Genomic DNA, 24,933 nt, shown 5'->3' with positions numbered 1-24,933 from the left:
CCTCCTACAGGGACAGCGGCTGGGGTTCGGGGAGTACGACGGCGCTGCGGCGTTCGGGAGCGGTAGCCACCAGCTCGGTGGCGTAGCTGACCGCGGCGGCCAGGGCCTGGGCAGGCGTGTCCCGGCGGGCGAGGCAGGCCAGGAACGCGGCGTTGAATCCGTCTCCGGCTCCGGTGCTGTCCACCGGGGTCACCGGCCGGGCCGCGGAGTGAAGCCAGGTTCCGTCCGGAAGTGCCAGCCCGGCGCCGTCGGCTCCGAGTTTCGCGGCCACCAGCGTGGACGTCTGCTGTGCCAGCTGCAGGGCGGCGTCCTGCGGATCCGGGTTTCCGGTCAGGCCGGCCAGCTCGTCGCTGTTCGGCAGGAACAGGTCAACGGAGCCGAGCACGCTGTGGACCTCCGTGCGGACGTCCCCGGTCCAGCCTTCAGCCGGCCAGCCGGTGTCCAGCACCGTGAGGGCCCCGTTGGCGTGTGCTGCGGCGAAGAGCTCTACGGCGGCGTTCCCGCGCAGTTTGGGCAGCAGGAAATAGCCGGCCAGCACCACGGTCGCAGCACCCAGGGCGGAGGCAGGAACGTCTTGCGGGGTCAGCTCCGCCATGGCTCCGAGGGAGGAAATGAACGCCCGGTCCCGCCCGGGTGCCTCCACGGCGACGGTGATGCCGCTGGGCAGCCCGGCGTCACGCACCAGCTCTGCCGAGAGTCCGGGCAGGGCCAGCTCCTGTTCCACCAGGCGGGTGGAGGCGTCGTCTCCTACCTTGCTGACCAGGACGGTTTCCTGTCCCAGCCCTGCGCAGCGGACGGCGAGGTTCCCCGCGGATCCGCCCAGCCGGATGTCGATGCCCGGCACGATCGCTTCGGTTCCGGGCTCCGGGAGTTCGGCTGCTCCGGACACCATGATGTCCAGGTTGGTGTTCCCTACAACGGCGATGCCGGCCTGCGCACCGCTCATGCCGCGGCCGCCAGCGCCTGGGCGCGTTCCAGCAGGGCGGCGCGCGCCGCATCAATGCCGGCACGGAGTTCCGCGGCACGTACGGCGAGGGCACGGGCGGTTTCCGTGGCGAGGTCCGCGGTGGCGGTGACGGCCTTGATACCCGGGCTGCCGGCCTGCGGCCGGTCCAGGATGCGTCCCGGGTCGGTTCCTGCGGCTAGCACCAGGTCGGCCAGGTCCGCGCTGATGTTCCCGGCGGCGAGGGCCTCGGTCACCTGCTCCCGTGACCACGCTGTGGGGTCAGCGGACTTGAACAGCCGGCCGACGACGTCGTGCGCTCCCCGCCAGGGCACCCCGGCCACTGCCAGCGCTTCCGCCACTGACGTGGTGGTGGCGCCTGAGCGGACAATTTCCGCCTTGTCCGGAAGCCGCAGCACGGTGAATTCGCCGAGCAGTCCGTCCAGCATCCGCACGAACCGGATCACCCGGTCCGAGGCGCGCCACAGGTGCTTCTGCACATCGGTGGTCGCGTTGTTTGAATCTTCGTACCAGCCGGAGTTGATGTTCGCGTAGGTGGCGGACATGTCCGCGGCGGCGGCACCGGCCATGGAGACCATGTGCTCCAGCACTACCGGGTTCTTCTTCTGCGGCATGATCGAGGAGCCCTGGGTGTACGCATCCGGGGTGGCCACCCAGCCGAACGTCATCCATTCCAGCAGCACGCGGGAGAACCGCGCACCGGTGGCGCAAATCCGTGCCTGCGCGGCGGCCAGGCGCATAAAGTGCTCCGCCCCCGCCACCGCTTCGTAGCTGGACGTGAACGTTGAATCGAAGCCCAGCAGGTCCGCAACCGTCTGCGGGTTGATCGGCACGTCGGATCCGGTGAACGCCGCGGAACCCAGCGGGGACACATTCATCTCCGCGTAGATGTCCAGCAGTTCCCGTCCCTGGCTCAGCAGGGCTTCGGCCAAGCCCCCCATAACGTGGCCGATAGTTGTGGGCTGGGCGGGACGGCGGTGGGTGAAGCCGATGATGAGCGCGTCGGAGTGCCGGCGGGCCAGCTCAGCGGCATCGGCGGCGGCCTGGAGCACCAGGTCCGCCTGGTCGAGGATCTGGCGCCGGAGCACCATCCTGAACGCGCCTGCATCGAGGTCGTTCCGGCTGCGGGCGAGCTGGACGTCCAGCTCCGAAGTGGAGATTCCGCAGGCAGCGGCGAGCTGCTGTTCCATGAAGTAGTACGGGTCTTCCACGGAGCCGTCGAAGGCGTATTCCTGCCGGCCGTCCGTGATCCGTTCCCACAGTTCCAGCAGGCCCTTCTCCAGCCTGGCGGAACGTTCGCGCGGGAGGATGCCTTCGTCGTCGAGCATCCAGACGTGCGCCAGGGAGGCTTCCACCATGGGCGGATAGATGTTGGCGGCCGCCTCCTCGAAGGCGTCGCGCAGGTGGTTGTCCCAGTAGACGGACAGGTCCGGGCGGTCGGTCAGGAGCGGACGGGAGGGGGTAGTCATGCTTATTTCACCGGCTTCAGGTCGGGGGCGGCGGAAGAGGGAATCGGCAGCGGGGTGGCCGTGGGAGGCATGGGGCCAACCAGCGGGGTCTCCACGGTGGGACGGCGGCGGCGCTTCAGCATCTTGGCGATGCCGCCGCTGCCCGGGTTTTCAAGCCGCTGCGAGATGATCAGGACAATCAGGATCAGGCCCATCTGCAGGGTGCCGTACGCTGCGGCGGTGCCGAACTCGTTGGAGTAGATCCGGTTGTAGATCTCCACGGACAGCGGTGCAAAGCGCGCCGGGTAGATCACCACGGAAGCCACGTACTCGCCGAAGCCCTGGATGAACGCCATCAGGGCGCCGGCCAGAATGCCGCGGTACATCAGCGGAACCGTCACGGTGCGCAGCACCCGCCAGTGGCCGGCACCGAGGTTGCGGGCAGCTTCTTCCACGGAGGGATCTATCTGGGCCAGCGCCGCGTTGGCGGAGCGGAAGACCAGCGGAAGGAACCGGACAAAGTAGGCGACCGGAAGGATCCACAGTGAGCCGATGAGGACCTGTCCCAGGTTGAACGGGGAGGGGCTGGCGAAGGCGGTCACCAGGTTGACGCCGACAACGGTGCCGGGCAGCGCCCAGGGAATCATGACCATCACGTCCAGCAGTCCCTTGCCCGGGCCTTTCCAGCGGGTGACGACCCAGGAGGCGATGACACCGACCACGGTGCACGCGATCATGGCGATGAAGGCCATCTGGCTGCTCACCAGGATGGGGCGCAGGGTAGACGGATCGGTGAAGATCCGGGAGAAGTTCCCCAGGGTGTACTGGCTGGGCAGGATCTGCACGGTCCAGGAGCCGTCCACGGTGAAGGCCAGCAGCACAATCACTGCGGCCGGTGCCATCAGGATCAGCACCAGGAGCGTGGAGCCCAGGCCGGCGCCGAGCCGGGGGAGCGTTCCGTGGATGACCTTCACGGCCTGCGGGGTTCCCTTGGAAGCGCTGCGGTGCACGCGGCGGTTCTGGTACCAGCGCATGGCGAGCAGGAACAGGATGGAGACGACGGACAGGACCGTGGACTGGGCCGCGGCGAGTTCGTAGGCGCCGGAGGTCCGTGAGGCCACAATCTGCATGGTCAGGGTCTGGACGTTGTAGAACTGCGGTGCGGTGAAGGATGCCATGGAGACCATGAAGGTCAGCAGGGCGCCGGATACCAGGGCCGGGGTCAGCATGGGCAGCAGCACGGTGCGCCACATGGTGAAGCGGCTGGCGCCAAGGTTCAGGGCGGCTTCTTCCATGGACGCGTCGGAACCGGCCAGGCCGGAGGAGACCGCCAAATAGAAGTACGGGTACATGGTCATGGTGTGGACCAGGAGCACGCCCAGGACGCCGTTGGCGGAGACTGCTCCGGGATCGGCACCGAAGTACTGGGCCAGGAAGCGCGGCAGGATCCCGCTTTCGGCGTACAGGAAGTAGAAGGAGACCGCGCCGATCAGCGGGGGCAGCGCCATGGGCAGCATCGCGAACAGCCGCAGCACATTCCGGCCCGGGAAGTCGAAGCGGGTCAGCAGGACGGCCAGCGCCGTGCCGATCACGCCGGTGGTGATCACTGAGACCACGGAGATTCCCACGGAGAGGCCCAGCGCCCGGCCGGAGTTTCCGCCGAAGAAGCCGCTGTAGTTGCCCATTCCGCCGTCGACGCTGGTGCGTGCCGTGGCGAACATCGGAATCACGATATACAGCAGGAGGATCAGGACCAGCGGAATGGCCAGCCAGTAGATGAACCGGTCCGAGGACGTGGTTCCGCTGCGGTTCCGCAGTCTTGCGGCGAGCCCGGTCACGGAGCCACCAGCCAGACCCGGTCCGGATGCGGGAACAGGGTGACCCGGTCCCCGGGCTGTGCCCGGTCCTCGGAATCGGGGACGGAGACCACTAGGTCCTGGCCGTTCCAGTCCACTTCGTACACGTTCACGGCTCCGGTGAACTCAGCCGTTTTGACCGTGCCGCGGAGGGTGCCCGGGCGGCTTTCGCCGCCGGCGTCCGTGTGCATGGTGAAGGATTCGGGGCGCAGGCTCACCGCGGCGGTGTCGCCTGCGGCGGCGTTGCCGGAGGCGGTGCCGGTGACCCGCGGGGCGCGCAGGATTGAACCGTCTGCCAGCTTGAGCTGCACGGAGTCGGTGCCGGTTTCCAGGACGGTGCACTCAAGTACGTTGGAGCGGCCGATGAACCGTGCCACGAAGGAGGTGGCCGGGCGGTGGTAGACCTCGCGCGGCGGAGCCACCTGGTGCAGCCGCCCGGATTCGAGGATGGCGACGCGGTCGCTCATGGCCATGGCTTCGGCCTGGTCATGGGTGACGTAGATGCTGGTGATGCCGGCGGCCTTCTGGGTGCCGCGGATTTCGGCGCGGGTTTCTTCGCGCAGCTTGGCGTCCAGGTTGGACAGCGGCTCGTCCAGGAGCAGGACCGAGGGCTGGATGACCAGGGCCCGGGCCAGCGCCACACGCTGCTGCTGTCCGCCGGAGAGCATGTCGATGCGGCGGTCTGCGTAGCCTTCGAGGCCAACCTGCTGGAGGGCGCGGTCCACGCGCTTGTTCTTTTCCGCGCGGGCGGTGCGGCGGACGCTGAGGCCGTAACCGACGTTGGCGCGCACGGTCATGTGCGGGAACAAGGCGTAGTTCTGGAAAACCATGCCGGTGTCGCGCCGGTTGGGTGCGGTGTTCGTGACATCCCGGTCGTTGAAGAGGATCCGCCCGCGGGAGGGCTGGATGAAGCCCGCAACCATGCGCAGGGTGGTGGACTTGCCGCACCCGGACGGTCCCAGGAGGGTGAAGAACTCGCCGTCTTCGATGGTGAGGTTGAGGTCTGCCACTGAAGGCGCGGCACCCGGGTACCGTTTTTCAATCGATTCGAGGAGGACTCGTGTCATGGCTGCTCTCCGCAGGGGTAGGGGGTTGGAAGGTGGGGGAGGCAGCCGGCGCCGGGGCGCCGGCTGCCTGTCCGGGCTGGGTTAGCCCTTGCCCTTGATGTTTTCGGCCCAGTAACCGATCCATTCGGATTCGTTCTGGCCGATGCGGTCCCAGTCGACGTCCATTTCAACCAGGTCAAGGTCGGCGAGCCAGGCCGGGGTCTCGGTCATTTCGATCGAGGGGATCTGGTAGTAGGTCTCGGAGAGGTCCTTCTGGGTTTCTTCGCTGAGGAGGAACTCAAGGAAGGCATCAGCGGCGTCGGAAGACGGCCCGTTCTTGATCTTGGCGACACCGTCCACCAGCATCGGCGCACCGGACTCGGGGATCACCGGGGTGTACGGGGCGTTCTGGCTCTCGATCTGCAGCATCACGTCCTGCAGGTTCCAGGCGCTGGCGGCGGCTTCCTGACGGGTCACGCGCAGGTAGAGGTCCGTGGGGTTCGCTGCGTAGACCTTGGTGTTGGCATCGAGCTTGCGCAGCCAGTCGTAGCCCGCTTCGGGCGAGCCCGCGGCGTCATACTGGCGGTCGATCATGGCGGAGTAGATGCTGCGCATGGTGCCGGAGGCCTCGACGTCGCGGATGGCGAGCTTGTCCGCCATTTCCGGAGCGACCAGGTCATCCCAGTCCTTGGGCGCTTCTGCTTCGCTGAGCATGTCGTGGTTGTAGAAGATGACCTCGGCGAGCTGCATTTCGCCTACCCAGAGACCCGCGGGATCGCGCAGGTCTTCGGGAACGGCGTCGATCACTGCTTCCGGAGCGGGCGCAAGGACATCGTCCCCGGCGGCCTGCTTCATCTGCTGGCCGGTGCCGCCCCACCAGATGTCACCCTGGGGGTTGGCCTTCTCGGCGCGGATGCGCTCGAGTGCTTCCTGCGCTCCGAGGGTCAGGATTTCCACCTTGCCGGCGTAGTCCGGGTTGGCCGCCTCGAAGTCGGCGACGACTGCTTCGGCCAGGCCCTTGTCCCGGGCGGTGTAAATGGTGAGGGTGCCGCCGTCGGAGCCTTCGGCGCCGGAGGACGAATCGTCCAGGCCGCAGGACGAGAGAGCGAGCATCAGCGCGAGGCCGCCGGCAACGGCGCCGAGCGGCTTGCGGACAGTGCGGATCATGTACTTCTCCTTGGGTGTGGTGGTGCGGGTGGTTAGTGGATGCCGGCGGGCTTAGCCGCCGGGCGTGAGGAGGGCTGAGGGGTCTTCCAGGACGCGGGCTACGGCACCGTGCAGGATGCCGGCGGCGCCCAGCGAGGCGAAGGTGACGTCCGGTGCCGACGGCGCTGCAGCGTGAATGCGGCCGGCGAGCGCGTCTCGGGCGGGACCGTCAAGGTCAACGGCGTCTCCGGAAAAGACGACGAGGGCCGGGTTCAGGACGCAGGCGCAGACCACGGCGGCCCAGGCCCAGGCATCCAGGACATCGTCACGCAGTGCCTGGGTGCGTTCGTCGGCGCAGATCCGTGCGATGACCGGCCCGTCGGCGTCGAGCCCTGCAGCAGAGGCAGCGGCGGCAATGGCCGGCGTACTCCAGGCGGCCTCGAAGGGTCCCCGGTTGCCGTGGGGGAGCGGGCGGGGTGCTACGGGCAGGAAGCCGACCTCCCCTGCGGAACGCGTCGCTCCGTGGAGGAGCTTGCCGCCGCTGAGGATGGTGGCGCCGATGCCCTCGGCCACATGGATCAGCACCAGGTCATCGACGCCTGCGGCGGCACCGGCGCTGCGCTCGCCGAGCGCCACAAGGTTGACGTCGTTTTCCAGCGTGACCTGCAGCCCGGTGCGGCGCTGCAGCTCGCCGGCAAGTTCCGAGCCATTCGCCGCAGCAAAGTCAGGAGCCAGGCTGACCGTGCCGTCAGTGCCCACCACGCCGGGGAGGGCGAGGACCAGGCGGGCCGGCCTGCGGGGTGCGGCGGCAGCCAACTCGGAGACGGCGCGTGCCGTAGAGGACACCGGATCCCCGGCGTCGAACGCTGACTCCCGGGTTTCCAGCACTGCGGCGTCGAGGTCAACCAGGCTGGCGCGGACGGACCCGCGGGACACCTCCGCCACCACCAGGACGACGGCGGAGCGGTCGATTTCCATTAGGGTGCGCCGGCGTCCGCCGGTGGATTCGCGCTGGCCCACTTCCTGCAGGTAGCCCAGTTCCTGCAGCTCATGCACGATTCCGGTGACGGTGGAGGGGCTGTACCCGGTGGCCGCGGCGAGGTCGGTGCGGGAGATGGGGCCGTGCGAGAGCAGGGCTCCCACTACGGCTTCCACCCGGATTCGCCGGAGTTCCCGGCGGCCCGTTGGTGCATGTGAGGTGGACGACATTCTTACTTTATACGGTGAAGAAAGTAAGATTGCAAGCAGTTTTTTAAAGGTGACAACGCCGCTGTGCCGGCGAGGGGACGCCCCGTCCGTGCGGAGAAAGTGCTGCACGCCGCGTGGTGCCGCCCGGCTGGGCGGCGCGGGGACGGATGAAAACAGCACTGGCCGCCGGCTAATTTGCCGGCGGCCAGTGCGAACCGTGTCCGGGGAAGGTACCCCCGGCTCCTAGCGCGTGGCTTCAGCCAGGTACTCCAGGATGTGCCGGTAGCTGTGTCCGGTTGCTTTGCTCATGCCGATTTCGCACGTGCGGTTCACGGAGGCGTACCCGTCGAAGGCACGGGAATTGATCTCCTCGGCCTGCTTCCGGGTTGCCGAGGCCGTCAGTTCAGGGTGGAGCAGGCCGCGGTCTCCCGCGAAGGCGCAGCAGCCCCAGCTCGGCGGCACGAAAACCTCGGAGCTGACTGCTGCTGCAATCTCGCTGAGTGCGTCGTTGGCGCCCAGCTGGGTGGAGGAACAGGTGGGATGCAGCGCCAGGGAGCCCAGCTTATGGGTCACTTCCAGCCGGGGAAGGATGCTCTCACGGACAAAGTCAACTGAATCGACGAAGCGCAGGCCGGGGTAGACCGGGCTTTCCCCGGCCAGGCGCTTCATGGTGTCCAGTCCTTCGGTGCAGGACGCGGCGTCGCACACCACCGGGAGGTTTCCGCCGCCGGTGGCCACCCACAGGTTGGCCAGAACCTTTTCCGTCATGACCGAATACCCGGAGGTGAAACCCTTGGACTTCCAGGGGGTGCCGCAGCACAGGTTTTCGATTCCCTTGGGGATGCGCACGCCCACGCCGGCGCGGTCGCAGAGTTCCATGAACGCGGGAGCGGACCCTTCTCCGCCTTCGGCCGGACCGAACATGGTGCCGATGCAGGCCGGGAAGAACACAGCCACCGGATCGGCGTCCTCGTGCGGGGTACGGCGGGTGCCGCCCGCCGGAAGCACGGTCTCATAGGACTGCACGTTGTCTGCGCCGAGTACGGCGCGCCCGACGGCGGTGGCCAGCTTGGGCAGGGGAGAAGGCACGGCCTTGGCCAGGGTCAGGGCCTTCCCGCCCACGGAGGTCATGGTGCCCCAGCGTCCGGCGGCGGCCTTCCAGCCGGCGTCGGCCGCCTTGTTGGTGTTCTCGGCGCGGAGGCGGCGAACCAGGTCGCCGGTGTTGATCAGCACCGGGCAGGCCGTGCCGCACATCCCGTCCACGGCGCAGGTCTGCACGCCGTCGTAGTCGTAGTCCGCGCGCAGGGTGGCAGCGAGGACCGTGTCCCCGCGGGCTTCGGCGTCGGCAATTTCGCGGCGCAGCACGATGCGCTGGCGCGGAGTGGTGGTGAGGTCCTTGCTGGGGCACACCGGTTCGCAGTAGCCGCACTCCACGCAGCGGTCCACTTCCTTCTCGACCGTGGGAGCTACCTTCAGGTTCTGCACGTAGGAGCGCGGGTCCTCGTTGATCAGCACTCCGGGGTTGAGCAGGTTGGCGGGGTCGATCAGCCGCTTGACCTCAACCATGATGCTGTACAGCTCGTCGCCGTACTGGCGGCGGACGTAGGGCGCCATGATCCGGCCGGTGCCGTGCTCGGCCTTCAGCGAGCCGCCTTCGCCGAGGACCAGGTCCACCATCTCCTCGGTGAAGGCCTCGTAGCGGGCCAGTTCGGCCGGATCGCTGAAGTTCTCATTGAGCATGAAGTGGATGTTGCCGTCCTTGGCATGGCCAAAGATCACGGAGTCCCGGTAGTGGTGCGCCGTGAACAAGGTGGCCAGCTCGGCGCAGGTCCGTGCCAGCGACGGCACCGGCACCACGATGTCCTCCAGGAGGGCGTTGGTGCCGGAAGGACGTGCACCGGCCACCGTGGTGTAGAGGCCCTTGCGCATGTGCCACATACCGGCACGGTCCTTAGCGTTGGTGGTCATCGCGAACGGCGCGGCCAGGTGCAGCGACTCGAAGAGCGGCAGGGAAGCGTTCCGTTTTGCTTCGAGCTCTTCGGCGGTTGCCGCCTGGTGTTCCACCAGGAGGGCGGCATGGGCCTTGAGCTCCAGGTCCCGCAGTTCCAGCGGGGCGTCCGCTGCCTGCTGGGCCACAAGCAGCGAGGTGGCGTCCATGAGCTCAACGGTGGCCAGGCCGGTGGCGGTAAGGTCCGGCAGGGCGGTGGCGGCGGCGTCGAGCGTTTCGAAGAACATCAGGCCGGTGGCCACCTTCGGCAGCGCAGGGATGGTGCGGAAGGTTGCCTGCGCCACGAAGCCCAGGGTGCCCTCGCTGCCGATCATCAGGTGCGCCAGGATCTCCGCCGGGTTCTCGAAGTCGAGGAATGAATTGAGCCCGTACCCCATGGTGTTCTTCATGGAGAACAGCCGGGTGATGGTGGCAACGGAATCGGGGTTCGCCACGATCCGGCCGCGCAGGCGGAGCAGCCCTTCGAAGAGTTCCGGTTCCAGGGCGCGCAGCTTTTCTTCGGCGTCGGGCGCACCAGTATCCAGGACCGTGCCGCTGGCCAGCACCAGGACCATTGATTCAAGGGTCCGGTAGGTATTGAACTCGGTGCCGCAGGCCATGCCGGAAGAGTTGTTGGCCACGACGCCGCCAATGGTGCAGGCGATTTCGCTGGCAGGATCGGGGCCCAGCTTCCGGCCGAAGGCCGCCAGACGGGAGTTGACCGAGCGCACGGTGGCGCCGGGAGCCACACGGACGCGGGCGCCGCCGTCGAGCACTTCAATGTCCCGGAAGTGGTGGCGGGTGTCGATCAGGAGGCTGCTGCTCACAGCCTGGCCGGAGAGCGAGGTGCCGCCGGAACGGAATGTCGCGGGGATGCCCAGTTCGCGGCTGCGGCGCATCAGATCCGCCACTTCTCCGGTGGTGGAAGGCGTGGCAACCGCCTCCGGGATCAGGAGATAGTGCGAAGCATCGTGCGCCATTTTCCGGCGGTCGATCTCCCGGGTGCTGATTCCCCCGCTCCCGAGTTCGGAGATTGCGGTGGCGGTTTCCTGCGCTGTGGCTGACATACGATCCTGATTCATGGCATAGACGGGGACTTATCTCCCGGATCAAATCTATTCCGCCAGGACGGTTTCCAGGAAATGGTCAGGCCACACCGGGTGAGGCGGCCTGTAGGTACTGCAGTACGGCCAGGACCCGTCGATGGTCCCCGGCCGCCGGTGCCAGGTCAAGCTTGCTGAATATGGAAGTGATGTGTTTTTCCACCGCGCCGGCGGAGAGGAACAGTTCAGCACAAATACCTGCGTTTGTCCGTCCCTGCGCCATCAGGTCCAGGACGTCATGTTCGCGCGGTGTCAGCGAGCCCAGCCCGGCCGCCTTGGATACGCCCATGACCTGCCGCACTACCTCGGGGTCCAGCACGGTTTCACCGGCCCGGATGCGCTCCAGGGCGTCCAGGAAACTGCGCACGTCGGCCACCCTGTCCTTGAGCAGGTAACCGGTTCCACGGGGCTGTCCCGCGAAGAGCTGCGTGGCGTAGCGGGTCTCAACGTACTGGGACAGCAGCAGCACACCGATTTCCGGGCGGGTTGCGCGCAGGGTGAGGGCCGCCCGGATGCCTTCGCTGGTGTGGGTGGGCGGCATCCGGTTGTCCAGGATGACGACGTCGGGCTGCGCGGTTTCAAGCGCCAGGAACAGTTCGTCCGCGGTGCCCGCCGCGGCCACCACGTCATGGCCGCGGCCGGCCAGGAGTTCCACCAGGCCCGCGCGCAGCAGGGCTGAATCCTCGGCGATCGCAATCCTCATGGCTGAAGCCTGCCCCAGAAAAGCGTCGGTTCGGAAATGCCGGACGCCATTACGGCAGCGGAAGGCTGACCGTCGCCGCCGTGGGGCCACCGGCGGGGGAGGAAACGTGCAGGGCGCCGTCCACGGTGCGGACCCGTTCGGCCAGGCCGGCCAGTCCGGTGCCTGCTGCCGGGTTGGCGCCGCCGATGCCGTTGTCGGTGACGCTGAGGAACAGCCGGTTCTCCTGCTCAATGACGGCGATCCAGATGCCCGTTCCCCGGGAGTGCTTCACCGCGTTCGTCACGAGCTCCGCTGCACAGTAGTACGCGATCGCCTCGACGGCCGGTGCGGGCCGGATCGGGAGCCGGTAGTCCAGTTCCACAGGCAGCGCCGCGCCGGCGGCCAGGGATTCAAGGGCAGCGTCCAGCCCGTCGTTAAGCACAGCCGGGCGGATGCCCCGGGCAATGGAGCGCAGGTCCGTCAGCGCATCTTTGGCGGTGCCGTGGGCGCTGTCCAGCAGATGCTGCAGCTCCGGGCTGGACTCGGCGGCGGACAGGCGTTCGCGGGCGTCCCCGAGTTTCATGGCGATCGCGACGAGCTGGGCCTGGGTGCCGTCATGCAGGTCTCGTTCTATCTGGGACAGCCGGGCATCGGCGGTATTGACGGAGGCGCTGCGGCTGGTCTCCAGGTCCCTTACCCGCAGCTGGGCCGCCGTCGGCCCGAGGAGACCGGCAGCCACGCGAGCCTGCAGTTTGCCCAAGCCGTTGTTGACGGCCGGCCACAGGACGAAGGTGAAGAGGATACCGACGGCCACATAGGCGGCCTGCCACCAGAACCCTTCGACAAATACGTCCGGTGCGATCATGCTGCCCCGGTGCCAGGAACCGTCGGCCGCCTGCATTTCGGGAAGCCACTGGTACCAGTACCAGTGGCTCATGCAACCCAGGCCCGTGGCGAGGAACGTAAAGCTCAGCACAAAGGACAGCACCGAGGTTACGAAGCTGACGCCCATGTGGGCGACTGCCCGCCAGCCGGCACTGTCAGCCAGGCCGGACCGCAGGAACCCGAAGAAACCGGGTCGGGACGTGAAGGGCACCGGTGCCGGGATGTTCCGGCCCAGCAGGGAGGCAGTGAGATTCCGGTTGATGGTGCCCCAGTACCTGGCGGCCACGATCATGGCGGCGGTAATGACCAGCCCCACTACGGTCACCAGCAGGGATGCGCCGAGGGAAACCGCGGTCACGGCGTATGTGAAGCCCAGCGGAGCGAGGAGGACGCTCACGCCGTGGTACCCGAAGGTCCGCCACGTGGCACTGCGGAAGAAGGCCGGGCGGTGCGGCTGTGTATGCGTCACTGTTGCCGGGCGTGTTCCCGGTGCCGCGGCAGGTTCGGGGGCGTAGGTGTTGGTCATGACTCAAGCTTCCTCTGCGGCGGCAGCTGCCACCATGGGGTTTTCCCCCGTATTGCGCCTGGGCGGCTCCTACTGCTCCGCGGCAGGAATCCGGGCGTAGAACCAGGTGATGTGCTCGCGCAGGCGGTCGGCTGCCAGCGCGCCGTCGCGGGCAGCAACGGCGTCGTAAATCCCGTGGTGCTGCTCCCGCAGCGAGGTGAGGATGCGCGGCCAGTCATCGAAGTTGTCCATGGCTTCCTTGACGTACCCGCGGATCGCGCCGCTGAGGGAGTCCATCATGGTCTCGATGACGGAGTTCCCGGCCAGGGAGCTGAGCTCCACATGGAAGCGGGCATCCAGGGTGTGGAAGGTATCCCGGTCAAGGTCCGGGCGGTCCATGGCTTCGAGCAGGTCTCCCGCCCGGTTCAGCGCGGCCTGCTTCTCCGGACTGTCCGGGGCACCGGCGGCAGCCTGCGCGGCCCAGGTTTCCAGCAGCACGCGGGTCTCCACGATGTCTTCCACAGAGAGCCTGCTGCTGGCCATGTGCAGCCGCAGCGCAGAGGAGAGGCCGGCGGAGGGCTCGGAAACGATGATCGCGCCGGATTTCGGACCGGAACCGGCGGAGGAGCGGAGCACCCCCATGGCATCCAGGATCCGGATGCCTTCCCGCACGGATGCCCGTGAAATGCCGTAGGTTTCCGCCAGCGTCCGCTCGCCCGGGAGCTGGTCGCCGAGTTTGATGGCACCGGAGCGCAGGTCGGCTTCGATGTTCTCCAGCAGCAGGTCATAGCTGCGGCGGGGCGGGAGGGAAGCGGGTGAGGTCACTGCAATATCCTTGCACGGTCGCGGCGCGCGGGCGGGCCCTGGTGGTCACACGGGTACAAAAACGGCGGCCCGGGCAAGGTTCGCCCGGACCGCCGTTCGCGCAGTTACGGAAGCATCCAGCCGAGGACCGGCGTGGACTGCAGGAATACAACGGTGCAGAGGACCAGCAGCAGGGCAACGCTCCAGCCCACCACCTTCCGCAGCAGCACCGATTCCTGGCCGTCCAGCTTCACCGCGGTCACGGCAATGGCCAGGTTCTGCGGGCTGATCAGCTTGCCTACGACGCCGCCGGTGGTGTTCGCGGCGACCAGCAGGTTGGGATCGATCCCGGCTTCCAGGCCGGCGGTCTGCTGCAGGCGGGCGAACAGTGCGTTGGCGGAGGTGTCCGAACCGGTGACGGCCGTGCCAACCCAGCCGAGTACGGGGGAGAGGAAGGCGAAGAACGCACCTGTTCCGGCCAGCCAGGTGCCAATCGCAACGGTCTGCCCGGAGAAGTTCATGACGTAGGCCAGGGACAGGACGGACAGGATGGTCAGGCCCGCCCAGCGCATGTTCCAGACGGTCCGGCCGATCTCGGCCACACCGGCACCGACGGACATCCTGTAGCGGCCGCCGTCGTCGAACCTGGCGTAGACGAAGGAGACAATCAGGCCGGTGATCAGCAGCAGCGTGCCGGGGGTGGAGAGCCAGTTGAACGTGTAGATGGTGGAGGAAACGGGCTCGCCGGCAGCATCGACCAGGCGTTCGTGCAGGATCGGCCACGGAACCTTGATGTCCGTGGACGCCAGGAACGCGGGGATGTCCACGCCGATCTTCCAGAGCTTGGCGATGCCGAAGATGATAATCACCAGGAAGTAGGGGAACAGGGCCAGCCAGGTGCGGGAGGCGGTCAGGGAGTTCCCGTCGCGGACGGCCACTGAACCGCCGGCGGATCCGGACGTGCCGGCACCGGCAACTGCCATTTCGGAAAGGCCCATGCGTACCCGTGCGCCCTCGACGCCCCGCGGCTGCCAGAAGCGCAGGAACACGACGGCGGCACCAAGGCCTGCCAGCGCGGCAACGATATCCGTGAGTTCGTAGGAGAAGAACGTGGAGCACAGCACCTGCGCAGCGGAGAAGGCAACGCCGGTAACGACGGCGGCGGGCCAGGTTTCCTTGATACCCCGGAACCCGTCCAGGATGAAGACCAGGATCAGCGGAACAACGACGGCGAGCAGCGGTGCCTGGCGGCCCACAACGGCACCGATGTGGTCCGCATCAAGGCCGGTGAGGTTGGCGGCAGTGGTGATCGGGATGGCCATGGCGCCGAAGGCGACCGGTGCCGTGTTGGCCACCAGGACGGCGGCTGCGGCCTTCATCGGCTTCAGTCCCAGCGCCACCAGCATGGTGGCGGTGATCGCCACGGGGGCACCGAATCCGGCCAGTGCTTCCAGCAGGCCGCCGAAGCAGAACGCCACCAGGATGGCCTGGATGCGGACATCGCCGCCGCCAATGACGTCAAAGACGCGGCGCAGGTCCTCGAACCGGCCGCTCACCACGGTGACCTGGTAGAGCCAGATGGCCATGATGACGATCCACACCACGGGGAACGCGCCGAAGACCGCGCCCTGGGACGCTGAGAGCAGTGCCAGGCCGGCGGGCATCTTAAAGGCCCAGATGGCGACGGCGATTGCCACCAGCAGGGAGAGTCCGCCTGCCACGTGGGCTTTGACCTTCACGAAGGCCAGCAGGACAAAGAACGTGAGCAGGGGGATGAGCGCCACGATGGCGGATGCGGCGACGCTGCCGAACACCGGGTCAGTGGTGGCGGTGAAGTGATCCACGGGGGACCTCCGGGGGAGTGGAGAACTGGTTGGGAGATGGTCAGACCACAATGGTCAGACCAAGGAACTCTAGCGCACTCCGCCGGTGCGTGTGATCATGGCCACCAGTTCGGGATGCTTTGGTGTGTTGCAGGCAACGTGCCTACTATGGTCTGACCACACGAGCTTCGGGGCATCCCCGTTGAGAGGCACCCATGAGAATTGCACTATTTGCCACCTGCATCGTGGATGCGATGTATCCGCGGACGGCACGCGCCACCGTAGAGATCCTGGAGCGGCTGGGACACGAAGTGGTGTTCCCCTCCGGCCAGGCCTGCTGCGGCCAGATGCACGTCAATTCCGGCTACCTGCCCGAGGCAGTCCCCGTAGTCCGCAACCACGTTGAGGCATTCACCGCCGCTGACTACGACGTCGCCGTTGCGCCGTCGGGCTCCTGCGTCGGCTCAGTCAAGCACCAGCACCCCATGGTTGCCCGCTCTGCCGGAGACAAGGACCTGGAAGCACGGGCCGAAGCCGTGGGTGCCCGCACCTATGAGCTCTCCGAACTGCTGACGGACGTCCTGGGCATTACCAACGCCGCTGAACAGCTCGGCTCCTGGTTCCCGCACAAGATCACCTATCACCCCAGCTGCCACGGCATGCGCCTGCTGCGCCTTGGCGACCGGCAGCTGAACCTCCTGCAGAGCGTGGGCGGCATCGAGGTTGCCGAGCTGCCCCAGGCAGACCAGTGCTGCGGCTTCGGCGGTACCTTCTCCATGAAGAACGCGGACGTTTCCTCCGCGATGCTCGAGGACAAGGCGGCGAACATCAAGGCAACCGGTGCTTCGCTCTGCTCCGGCGGCGACGCATCCTGCCTGCTGCACATTGGCGGTGGGCTCTCCCGCGAGGGCAGCGAGGTCACCACCCTGCACTTTGCAGAGATCCTGGCCAGCACCCGGGAGAACCCCGTTTCCATCACGGGGGATGTCATGGTCAGTGGAAAGGCCGTCCGATGAGCACCTACCTAGGCATGCCAACCCTGCCGGTCTACGGCAAGGGCAACCTCAACGCCGTCGACTCCTTCCCCGCGGCGGCCCGCCGGGAACTGGGCAATACCCAGCTGCGCGCCAACCTTGAACACGCCACGCACACCATCCGCGACAAGCGCCTTCGTGTAGTGGGGGAACTGCCGGACTGGGAGGACCTGCGCAGCGCCGGCAGTGCCGTGAAGGAATCCGTCATGGCACGGCTGCCCGAACTGCTGGAGGAGTTCGAGAAGAACTTCACCGCCCGCGGCGGCATCATCCACTGGGCCCGCGACGCGGACGAAGCCAACGCGATTGTCCGCGACCTGATCCGTGCCGAGGGCGTGGACGAGGTGGTCAAGGTTAAGTCCATGGCCACCCAGGAAATCGGGCTGAACGAGTACCTCGAAGAGCAGGGCATCGCGGCCTTCGAAACGGACCTCGCGGAACTGATCGTCCAGCTGGACCATGACAAGCCCAGCCACATCCTGGTGCCGGCGATCCACAAGAACCGCACCCAGGTACGGGACATCTTCCTGCGCGAAATGCCGGGCGTGGACCCTGACCTCACCAACGAGCCGGCGAAACTGGCCGAGGCGGCCCGCTCCCACCTGCGGCGCAAATTCCTGTCTTCCAAGGTGGCCATTTCCGGCGCCAACTTTGCGATTGCCGAGTCCGGAACGCTCGCCGTGGTTGAATCCGAGGGCAACGGGCGCATGTGCCTGACCCTGCCGGAAACCCTCATTACGGTCATGGGCGTGGAAAAGCTGCTGCCGGCCTGGAGTGATCTGGAAGTCTTTATGCAGCTGCTGCCGCGGTCTTCCACCGGTGAACGAATGAATCCGTACACCTCGCTGTGGACCGGTGTCACCGAAGGGGACGGTCCGCAGAACGTGCACCTGGTCCTGGTGGACAACGGCCGCAGCGCCGCGCTGGCGGATGAAATGGGCCGTTCGGCCCTGCACTGCATCCGCTGCAGCGCCTGCATGAACGTGTGTCCGGTCTACGAGCGCACCGGCGGCCACGCCTACGGCTCCACCTATCCGGGCCCCATCGGCGCCATTTTGTCCCCGCTGATGACCGGCATCCAGAGCGAGGAAAACAGCTCGCTGCCCTATGCATCCTCCCTCTGCGGGGCCTGCTATGACGCCTGCCCGGTAAAGATCAACATCCCGGAAATCCTGGTCCACCTGCGCTCCGTGGATGTGGAGAGCAAGCGTGCCAAGAAGGTCCCCACACAGATGGACCTGATGATGAAGGGCGCCTCCTGGGCGTTCTCCCGCGGCCGGAACCTCGGCCTCCTGGAAAAGGGCCTGCCGCTGGGCAGGCTGGCAGCCGGACGGAAGCGCAAGATCACCAAGCTGCCCGGCATCGCCGCCGGCTGGACCCAGAGCCGGGACATTCCGGCGCCGCCCGCCCAGTCCTTCCGGGACTGGTGGGCCAAGGAACATGAGGGCGGCAGGCCGGCCGCGGATTCGGTCCGGGGGGAGAAGACGGCATGAGTGCACGCGAAGAGATCCTGGAACGGCTGCGCGGTGCCCTGAAGGACGCCCCGGCTGTCCCCGAGGTGCCCCGCACCTACCGCACCGCCGTCGACGCCCCGGAAGCCGAACGGATTCGTGTGCTGGTGGACCGGCTGGAAGACTACAAGGCGGGCGTCACCGTGGTGGAGGAGTCCGGCGTCGGACCCCGCATTGCGGAACTGCTCGACGGCGCTGCCAGCTACGTGGTCCCTGCAGGAATCGAGGAAGCCTGGCTGGCTGATGCTGATGCGGCCAAGCCGGGCCGGCGCCGCACTGACTCCCGCACCGAACCGCTGACCGTCACCGAACTGGACAGCACATCCGCCGTGGTGACCGGCAGTGCCGTCTCGGTGGCCGAAACCGGAACCATCATCCTGGACGGCAGCGAAGGCATGGGCCGGCGAGCCATCTCCCTGATCCCTGACCATCACGTGTGCGTGGTCAGGGCCTCGGATATCACCATGATCCTTCCGGAAGCGCTGCGGCGCCTGGACGGCACCCGGCCGCTGACCTGGATCAGCGGCCCGAGCGCCACGAGCGACATCGAGCTTGAACGCGTCGAGGGCGTGCACGGTCCCCGGACGCTGGACGTTCTCATCGTCCGCAGCTGACCGGTTCAGCGGAACCTGCACTGCAGAACCGAAGGAGGCCGGACCCGCTGGGGGACCGGCCTCCTTCGAAGTCCTACGCGTCCGTGTAGCCGGTCCGCCAGCCGCCTTTGTAGTCCTTGCGCACGGTCTCGGAGTACGGAACCGGGCTGACCACCGCGCGCACCTGAAGCTGGCGGTGCGGTTCAACGGTGGTCTTGGCGGTGCCGCCGTCGGGCTCGCCCCACACCACGCGGAGCTCGCTGCCCTCGGGGACGTCCGGGTTCACCGTTGCCAGCGAGAGCCCGCGGCGTTCGTTGGCCGAGTAGCCGGTAAACATCGACACACCCACCACGTTGCCGTCGGCGTCGATCACCGAGTCGTAGTTGGAGGAGCCGTAGTTGGCCAGCGGCAGGTCGAAGTACTTGTACGGGGTCTGTTCGGTGTCCAGCTGCGAGGTGAAGATCCGGCCCAGGTCCTCCGGGTTCCACGCGAGGGTAACCTTGCGCCGCTGCGCAGCCGGGTCCATGGACTCGAGCGCCTCGCGGCCAATGAAGTCATGGTCGAACTTCACGAAGGATCCGTAGCCGAGCTCCCAGGGAGTGAGGTAGTAGTCCTCGATGTTGTCGGAGACGAAACTGCCGGCGACGGCGTTGGTCGCTTCATAGCTGTCCGCGCCCAGCCATTCACGGTACGGGCGCAGGCGCTCATCGGTGTAGATAGCCGGCAGCGGCGACGGAATCCAGCCGGATTCGAGCGTGTTGGAGGGATAGGCGCGGGCACCCACGGCGGCCATGCCGAACTCGGCGCCGGCTTCCATCAGGGCATCGCGGACCTTGTCGTAGGAGGCGTAGTCACCCCAGATCTCCAGGCCGGGCGCGCCGGCCATGCCGTGCCGCAGCGTCCGCACCTGCTCGCCGGCAATGTTCATGGTGTCCATGTTGAAGAACTTCAGCTGTTCCAGGGGACCGCCGTTGGCCTTCTCGATGATGTCCCAGGCGCTGGGTCCCTGGACCTGGAACCGCCAGTAGCGCCGGCTCACGGGCTTGCCCATGGGGCGCGACGGCGAGCGGCGGTCCACCTCGATCTCCAGGTTGTAGCCGCCGGTCTCCGCGTTGAACAGCAGCCAGTTGGCGGCCGGGGCGCGGCCCACGTAGACATATTCGTCCTCGTCCTGGTGGAAGAGGATGCCGTCGCCGATCACGTGGCCGGACGGCGTCGTCGGCACGTACTGCTTCGCCTTGTTCACCGGGAAGCTGGCCACGGAGTTGATGGCGGTGTCGGAAATGAGTTTCAGGGCATCGGGTCCCTTGATGAACACATTGTCCATATGGTGCGACTGGTCGAAGAGCACGGCGGTTTCCCGCCAGGCTCGCTGCTCGCTGCGCCAGTTGGTGAATTCGGGGGCGACCACGGGGTAGATGTACGCGCCGATCTGCGAGTTGCGGAGCAGATCGACGACTGACCCGGACGCATCCAGGACTTCCTGCAGATTCTTTGGTGCCACGGTGAACCTCTGTTTCTGTCGGACGGGGAGCCGGCCTCAAGCCGGTGCCGCCGACTTTATATCTATCGACATAGGTAAGTCGAGGGTCTGCGGGAGACGCGAAGAAATGTCTGGTGAATGCCTATCCGGATAGATAGTGTGGGCTGCATCACACCTGCGGTGCGGCTCGGCCGTACCCCAACGAGGAGGCACATCATGAGGAAACTGCTGGCGGCAGCGGCAACGGCGGCGCTGCTCGGCCTGACGGCCTGCGGGTCCGGGTCACTGACCTCGGGCGAGGAATCGGCCTCGTCATCCGGGGGAGCGGAGGGTCTCACTCCCATCGAGGTGGGAGTCATCCCCATCGTGGACGTCGCTCCCATTTACCTTGGCGTACAGGAAGGGCTCTTCGAAGAGGAAGGCCTGGACGTCACGCTCACCCTGGCCCAGGGCGGCGCCGCTATTGTTCCGGCTGTGACAGCGGGACAGATGGACTTCGGTTTTTCGAACATCACGTCCATGATCGTGGGCCGGTCCAAGGGCCTGCCGGTGAAGATGGTCGCCCCCGGAGGCAGCTCCACGGGCGACACCGACGCGGACTTCGCGTCCGTCATGACGCTGCCGGATTCCGGCATCGAGACGGTCACGGACCTGGCCGGCAAGAAAGTCGGCGTGAATACGCTGAACAACATCTCCGACTCGACCATCTCGGAAGCAGTAAAGCAGGCCGGCGGAGACTACGAGAGCATCGAGTTCGTCGAGATTCCGTTCCCGGAGCTTTCCGGGCAGCTGGCGGCCGGTACCGTGGACGCGATTGCCGCCGTCGAACCCTTCGTCACCATTGCCGGGGCCGACGGCGCCGTGCCGGTGTTCTCCAACTACGCCGAGCCGGTGGATGACCTGACGGTGGCCGTCTACTTCACCTCGGACCAGTACGTCCAGGAGAACCCGGAGATTGTGGAGAAGTTCGCCCGGGCGATGAATGCCTCGCAGGAGTTCGCCGAGCAGAACCCGGACAAGGTGCGGGCCGTGCTGCCCACGTACACCTCACTTGAGCCTGCGGTCATTGAGCAGCTGACGCTGCCCCGGTACAGCACCGAGGTGAACCGGGCGTCGGTCGAGGAAGTGGCCCGGATATCCCAGGACCGCGGCCTGGTGGAGGAGCTGCCCAACATGGACGAACTCCTGCCTCAGGAGTAGCCCCGGCGCCAGTTTCGCACGGCTTCATGCAGAAACGCTCCGCTTTGTGCCTGATGCTCCGCCGCGCGGCGGAGCGAACAGCACAAAGCGGAGCGTTTTCGCGTCCCTAGTAGCCGCGGAAGCTGCGCACCCACTCGGCGGTGGGGCGCAGGCCGCCAAAGGTGTAGAAGTGCAGCTTCACCACCCCGTGCCGGGCAGGATCATGCTCGGCAGCGAGCTGGTTCAGGAAACGGTCCGGGCCCGCGGTGCCGAGCAGGTTCGTCAGCGAGAAACCGTACTTGTGCGCGATGGACGCGGAGGTCCCGACGCCGAACCGGCGGGCGTAGCCCAGCAGCCGCTTGACGCCCGCAGGTCCCGGGACGCCGATCCGCACCGGGACGTCGATGCCCCGGCTGCGCAGTTCCTCCAGCCACGCCAGCACGGGGGTGGTGTCGAAGCCGAACTGAGTGATGATTGATGCCTCCAGTCCCTGGTCCCGGACGGCGGCGAGCTTCTGTTCCAGGGCGGACCACAGGGTTTGGCCATCAATGTCTGGGTGGCCTTCCGGGTAGCCGGAAATGCTGATGTGCCGGGCGCCGTGCGCCGCAGGCAGCCCGGAGGCGATGACGGCCAGCGAATCCTCGTACGGTCCCATCGGTTCCGCGGGATCTCCGGCCACCACAAAGACGTTCTCCACGACGCCGGCCTCGGACAGGGCGCCGAGGAATTTCTCCAGCTCTGCCGCTGAGCCCAGCCGCCGGGCGGAGATGTGCGGTACCGGGACATGCCCGCCGGCCTTGACCGCCGAGGCGGCGGCCAGGCGCATGGGCAGGTCCTCATTGCCCAGGAACGTCACATTAATGCGCGTTCCGGCGGGCAGGACGTCCTGCGCTTCGGTGAGGGCGGGGACGTCCTTTCCGGTCATTTCCAGCGAGAAGTCATCCAGCAGCGAAGAGGCGGGGTCCACGGGGTTCATGCCGAACACCCTAGCCAGCGCGCCGTGCGGTGTCCACGGTCGGTTTGCCGACAGGGCCGGTTGCCGGGCCCGGACCTAGAACCGGGAGGAGCTGCCCGCACCGCTGAAGCTGCCGCCGCTTGCACCGTACCCGGTGGAGGAGCCGCTGGAGGCGGAGCTGCGGGCGGACTCAATTTTGCTGGAGCCTGCCTGCACTCCCGCGTTGAAGGACGCCACGGACCAGACGTAGTTGGGGTAAGCGGTGTCCAGGATCCCCGGACGGTAGCCGTTCCGGTAACGGCGGGTCCGGGTGCGCTCTTCTTCCAGCGCCTCACGCATCAGCTTCTTCTCCGAACTGTCCTTCGCGGCCTTCTCGATCACGGTCTCCGAATGGTTCTTCAGCAGGCCGGCGAGCTCGCCGCCGGAGTCCCGGAGGATATCCAGGGCTTCCTCCGGCGTCATCGAGCCGTCCGACAGCGCTGCGGCAGCCCCCTGCAGGCGGCGCCGGCATTCCGTGCGGAAGGCGAGCAGCGCGGCCGCCGTGGCCGAACCGGCGGTCTTGTCCTGCGCGAACAGGTCTTCCAGCTTGTCCAGCTCCTCTAGCAGCGGCCCGGCCTGGCGGTCCCAGGCCGCCTCCCAGCCAGGTCCCATGTTTAGCAGTGTGTTGGTGTCCGCAATGACGTCGTCAATGCCGTCCAGCGTCGCCGAAAGTTCGGCAAACTCCTCCACCGGCTTGCGTGAGCTGGCACGTTTGAGGTCTTTGTCGGTGAAGGACCGCACCCTGTTCCCCAGTTCAGTCGCCAGGTTATAGCGGGTGCGGAAGGTCCGGTGCTCTTCCAGGACCTTGGCGCCGTAACGGGAGGTGTCCGGGATGGTGTGGGCGTTCAGCTCCGTGGCTTCCAGGTCCATGCTCACACTGGCGTAGGACTTCTCACCCGCAGCGATGAGCGCACGGTTGGTCTTCAAGCGTTTGCGGCGCACCAGGATGGCCGTTATCCAGGTGCCGGCTGCCAGCAGCAGTGCGGCGCCGCCCAGGAACCAGGCCAACGGGTCCTGGTACCAGGGCCGGTTGATCAGCTTGGCCGCTTCCTGGACTCCGGCGATGGTGCCGTCCGTCCACTGCGCTTCTGCGAACAGTTCCCCCGCTGCGTCCCGGATCGGCTGCGCCTGGCCGCTGTCCAGTTTCCGGTCCTCGCCAAAGTAGGTGCCCATCCAGCGTCCGTCCGGGTCCAGCGAGAAGATGAACAGTCCGTCCGCCCATTTCTGCCCATCGGCGCTGATCCACTCCGGGTGCTCCTCCCGGGCGAAGCGCAGCACTTCCTCGTTCATGACCGTGTCCCCGTCCGTGTATTCGGCGTCGGGGTCTCCGCGGTAGGTGTAGACGGCCACGGTGGTGGGGTCGCGGAACTGGACCTGCTCCAGTGCGGGCAGCAGCGTGTTTTGGTCGAGAACTCCCGCCGTATCCTCCACGATGATGTCTACGGGCTCGACGGCGGTGGCTGGCACGGCAGGTGCGGCTACGGCCAGCAGGGCGGTCAGGATGATCAGCAGAACTCGGCGCATGGGCGTTTCCTCGTTCGGTTCGGTGCGGTTCGGTTAGGCCGGAGGCCGTGGGACGGGACGGGTACTGCCGGGAACGGCTTCCGGCGAGTCCAGGCTGTGCCGTGTGGCGGCGGCATCCGGGCCGGAAAGGACTGCGGTCAGGAAGGCATCCGTCTCGTCGAGCGCGGACCGCGCCTCCGGCCGGGAAAACTGGAACTGGGCTTCGTGCGGCAGCGCGGGAGACAGCTCCGGCCAGAACTGCCTGGTAACGGGCACACCAAGGTCCTGCAGCCGGTCCGCAAAGGGCATCGACTGCTGCCGGGTTAGGCCGTCGCCGTTGCCGCCGCTGACGTAGGTAGGCGGGAACGCCGGCGAAGCGTGGGAGAGGACGGACATCTGTTCCGCTGCCGCGCTTCCGCTGAACCGCCGTTTGCCGGTGTAGGCCCACAGCGCGGTCTGAAAGCCCCAGCCCAGGACACCGGTGAGCCGCCCCATGGCCTGCAGGTCGTAGACGCCGCAGTGCAGGACGGCTGCGCGCAGCTGTTCCGGAGACAGGCCCGGCGAGAGGCCCAGGTCAGCGGCGTAGCCGGGTGAAGTCACGGCGGCGGCGAACTGCGCGGCCAGCTGGGCGCCGGCGGAGTCTCCGGCCAGGACCACCTGCTCCATGTCCAGCCCGTAGCGGGGCGCCGCCTCCTGCAGGAAGGACGCCGCTGCATCCACTTCCAGCAGGGCCTGGGGATACCTGCTGCCCGGAGCCACCGAATAGTCCACTCCGACGGCGGCGTATCCGCGGGCTGCCAGCATCCGCAGGTACGGGGCAACATCATGCCGTGAACCGGAGATCCACGCGCCGCCATGCACCCAGAGAATGACCGGCAACTTCCCGCCGGTGAGGGCCGAGTGTCCCGGTGGGAGGAAAAGGTCCAGACGGCGGGTCCCGCCCAGGTAGGCCAGGCCGCGGTGCTCACTCACGGCAGGGGCATACGGGCGCATCTGGCGGACCAGCTGCTGCGCCCCGCGGGCAAACACGGCCCGGATCAGCAGTGCCGCAGGCCACGGAGTGAGGAGGAAAGCGGCTCCGGCACCCGCGGCGGCTGCTGCCGCGGTGACGGGAAGCAGGTTGGGGAAGCGGGTGGCAGGCACACCTTCAGCGTAATGTAGCGCTCAGGTGGGGGCTGGTTTCAGCTGGAATGTGTCAT

General features: G+C 67.2%; 19 protein-coding genes. 4 read left to right on the top strand and 15 right to left on the bottom strand.

Features of this window, described 5'->3' with window-relative positions; translation table 11 throughout:
* Window positions 1-4 precede the first annotated feature (4 nt).
* The 11 genes from GD628_RS11905 to GD628_RS11855 form a co-directional block, all read right to left on the bottom strand.
* Window positions 5-946, bottom strand: coding sequence for a carbohydrate kinase family protein (locus GD628_RS11905; protein ID WP_152274840.1), 942 nt, complete (start codon window positions 944-946; stop codon window positions 5-7).
* Window positions 943-2,433 carry a lyase family protein gene (locus GD628_RS11900; RefSeq protein WP_152274839.1) on the bottom strand — a complete coding sequence of 497 codons (1,491 nt, stop codon included), beginning with the start codon at window positions 2,431-2,433 and terminating at the stop codon, window positions 943-945. The genes GD628_RS11905 and GD628_RS11900 overlap by 4 nt, the downstream gene beginning before the upstream one ends.
* 2 nt (window positions 2,434-2,435) lie before the next feature.
* Complete coding sequence (locus GD628_RS11895) at window positions 2,436-4,250, bottom strand: ABC transporter permease (protein ID WP_226802509.1); 1,815 nt, start codon at window positions 4,248-4,250, stop codon at window positions 2,436-2,438.
* The gene (locus tag GD628_RS11890; RefSeq protein ID WP_152274838.1) at window positions 4,247-5,335 is read right to left on the bottom strand and encodes an ABC transporter ATP-binding protein; all 1,089 of its coding nucleotides are present in this window, start codon (window positions 5,333-5,335) and stop codon (window positions 4,247-4,249) included. The genes GD628_RS11895 and GD628_RS11890 overlap by 4 nt, the downstream gene beginning before the upstream one ends.
* An 81-nt stretch (window positions 5,336-5,416) precedes the next feature.
* Complete coding sequence (locus tag GD628_RS11885) at window positions 5,417-6,481, bottom strand: extracellular solute-binding protein (RefSeq protein WP_152274837.1); 1,065 nt, start codon at window positions 6,479-6,481, stop codon at window positions 5,417-5,419.
* A 51-nt stretch (window positions 6,482-6,532) separates the two neighbouring features.
* Window positions 6,533-7,669, bottom strand: a complete 1,137-nt coding sequence (locus GD628_RS11880; RefSeq protein WP_152274836.1) for an ROK family transcriptional regulator — start codon at window positions 7,667-7,669, stop codon at window positions 6,533-6,535.
* Between the two features lie 222 nt (window positions 7,670-7,891).
* Window positions 7,892-10,702, bottom strand: coding sequence for an FAD-binding and (Fe-S)-binding domain-containing protein (locus GD628_RS11875; protein ID WP_193313259.1), 2,811 nt, complete (start codon window positions 10,700-10,702; stop codon window positions 7,892-7,894).
* Between the two features lie 79 nt (window positions 10,703-10,781).
* Entirely contained in the window at window positions 10,782-11,441 is a 660-nt protein-coding gene (locus GD628_RS11870; RefSeq protein ID WP_152274834.1) for a response regulator transcription factor, read from the bottom strand.
* A 49-nt stretch (window positions 11,442-11,490) separates the two neighbouring features.
* Complete coding sequence (locus GD628_RS11865; protein ID WP_152274833.1) at window positions 11,491-12,831, bottom strand: sensor histidine kinase; 1,341 nt, start codon at window positions 12,829-12,831, stop codon at window positions 11,491-11,493.
* A gap of 69 nt (window positions 12,832-12,900) precedes the next feature.
* Entirely contained in the window at window positions 12,901-13,635 is a 735-nt protein-coding gene (locus GD628_RS11860) for a FadR/GntR family transcriptional regulator (protein WP_152274832.1), read from the bottom strand.
* 104 nt (window positions 13,636-13,739) lie between these two features.
* Entirely contained in the window at window positions 13,740-15,458 is a 1,719-nt protein-coding gene (locus tag GD628_RS11855) for an L-lactate permease (protein WP_152274831.1), read from the bottom strand.
* Between the two features lie 194 nt (window positions 15,459-15,652).
* Here GD628_RS11855 and GD628_RS11850 point away from each other — a divergent pair, with 194 nt between their 5' ends.
* From GD628_RS11850 to GD628_RS11840, 3 genes are read left to right on the top strand one after another with little or no spacing between them, the layout of a single operon-like run.
* Window positions 15,653-16,453 carry a (Fe-S)-binding protein gene (locus GD628_RS11850; protein WP_152274830.1) on the top strand — a complete coding sequence of 267 codons (801 nt, stop codon included), beginning with the start codon at window positions 15,653-15,655 and terminating at the stop codon, window positions 16,451-16,453.
* Window positions 16,450-17,964 (top strand): LutB/LldF family L-lactate oxidation iron-sulfur protein, encoded by a 1,515-nt coding sequence (locus GD628_RS11845; protein WP_152274829.1) that lies wholly within the window; start codon window positions 16,450-16,452, stop codon window positions 17,962-17,964. Before GD628_RS11850 ends, GD628_RS11845 begins: the two co-directional genes overlap by 4 nt.
* The gene (locus tag GD628_RS11840) at window positions 17,961-18,596 is read left to right on the top strand and encodes a LutC/YkgG family protein (RefSeq protein WP_091607147.1); all 636 of its coding nucleotides are present in this window, start codon (window positions 17,961-17,963) and stop codon (window positions 18,594-18,596) included. The genes GD628_RS11845 and GD628_RS11840 overlap by 4 nt, the downstream gene beginning before the upstream one ends.
* A 73-nt stretch (window positions 18,597-18,669) precedes the next feature.
* Here GD628_RS11840 and ligM read toward each other — a convergent pair whose 3' ends face one another.
* Entirely contained in the window at window positions 18,670-20,079 is a 1,410-nt protein-coding gene (gene ligM / locus GD628_RS11835; RefSeq protein WP_152274828.1) for a vanillate/3-O-methylgallate O-demethylase, read from the bottom strand.
* A gap of 195 nt (window positions 20,080-20,274) precedes the next feature.
* Here ligM and GD628_RS11830 point away from each other — a divergent pair, with 195 nt between their 5' ends.
* Complete coding sequence (locus GD628_RS11830) at window positions 20,275-21,258, top strand: ABC transporter substrate-binding protein (protein WP_091607142.1); 984 nt, start codon at window positions 20,275-20,277, stop codon at window positions 21,256-21,258.
* Window positions 21,259-21,364: 106 nt separating this feature from the next.
* Here the strand turns inward: GD628_RS11830 and GD628_RS11825 are convergent, their stop codons facing one another.
* From GD628_RS11825 to GD628_RS11815, 3 genes are all read right to left on the bottom strand, one after another.
* The gene (locus tag GD628_RS11825) at window positions 21,365-22,213 is read right to left on the bottom strand and encodes a methylenetetrahydrofolate reductase (protein ID WP_193313258.1); all 849 of its coding nucleotides are present in this window, start codon (window positions 22,211-22,213) and stop codon (window positions 21,365-21,367) included.
* Window positions 22,214-22,288: 75 nt separating this feature from the next.
* Window positions 22,289-23,755: a DUF5129 domain-containing protein gene (locus GD628_RS11820; protein ID WP_152274827.1), complete on the bottom strand. Its 1,467-nt coding sequence runs from the start codon at window positions 23,753-23,755 to the stop codon at window positions 22,289-22,291.
* Between the two features lie 33 nt (window positions 23,756-23,788).
* Complete coding sequence (locus tag GD628_RS11815) at window positions 23,789-24,877, bottom strand: alpha/beta hydrolase (RefSeq protein ID WP_152274826.1); 1,089 nt, start codon at window positions 24,875-24,877, stop codon at window positions 23,789-23,791.
* Between the last annotated feature and the right edge of the window lie 56 nt (window positions 24,878-24,933).

The organism is Arthrobacter koreensis, assembly GCF_009193255.1.
Classification (GTDB): Bacteria; Actinomycetota; Actinomycetes; order Actinomycetales; family Micrococcaceae; genus Arthrobacter_B; species Arthrobacter_B koreensis.
Note: the sequence above shows the minus strand (reverse complement) of the source record. Positions and strands in the feature narration are given on the sequence as shown.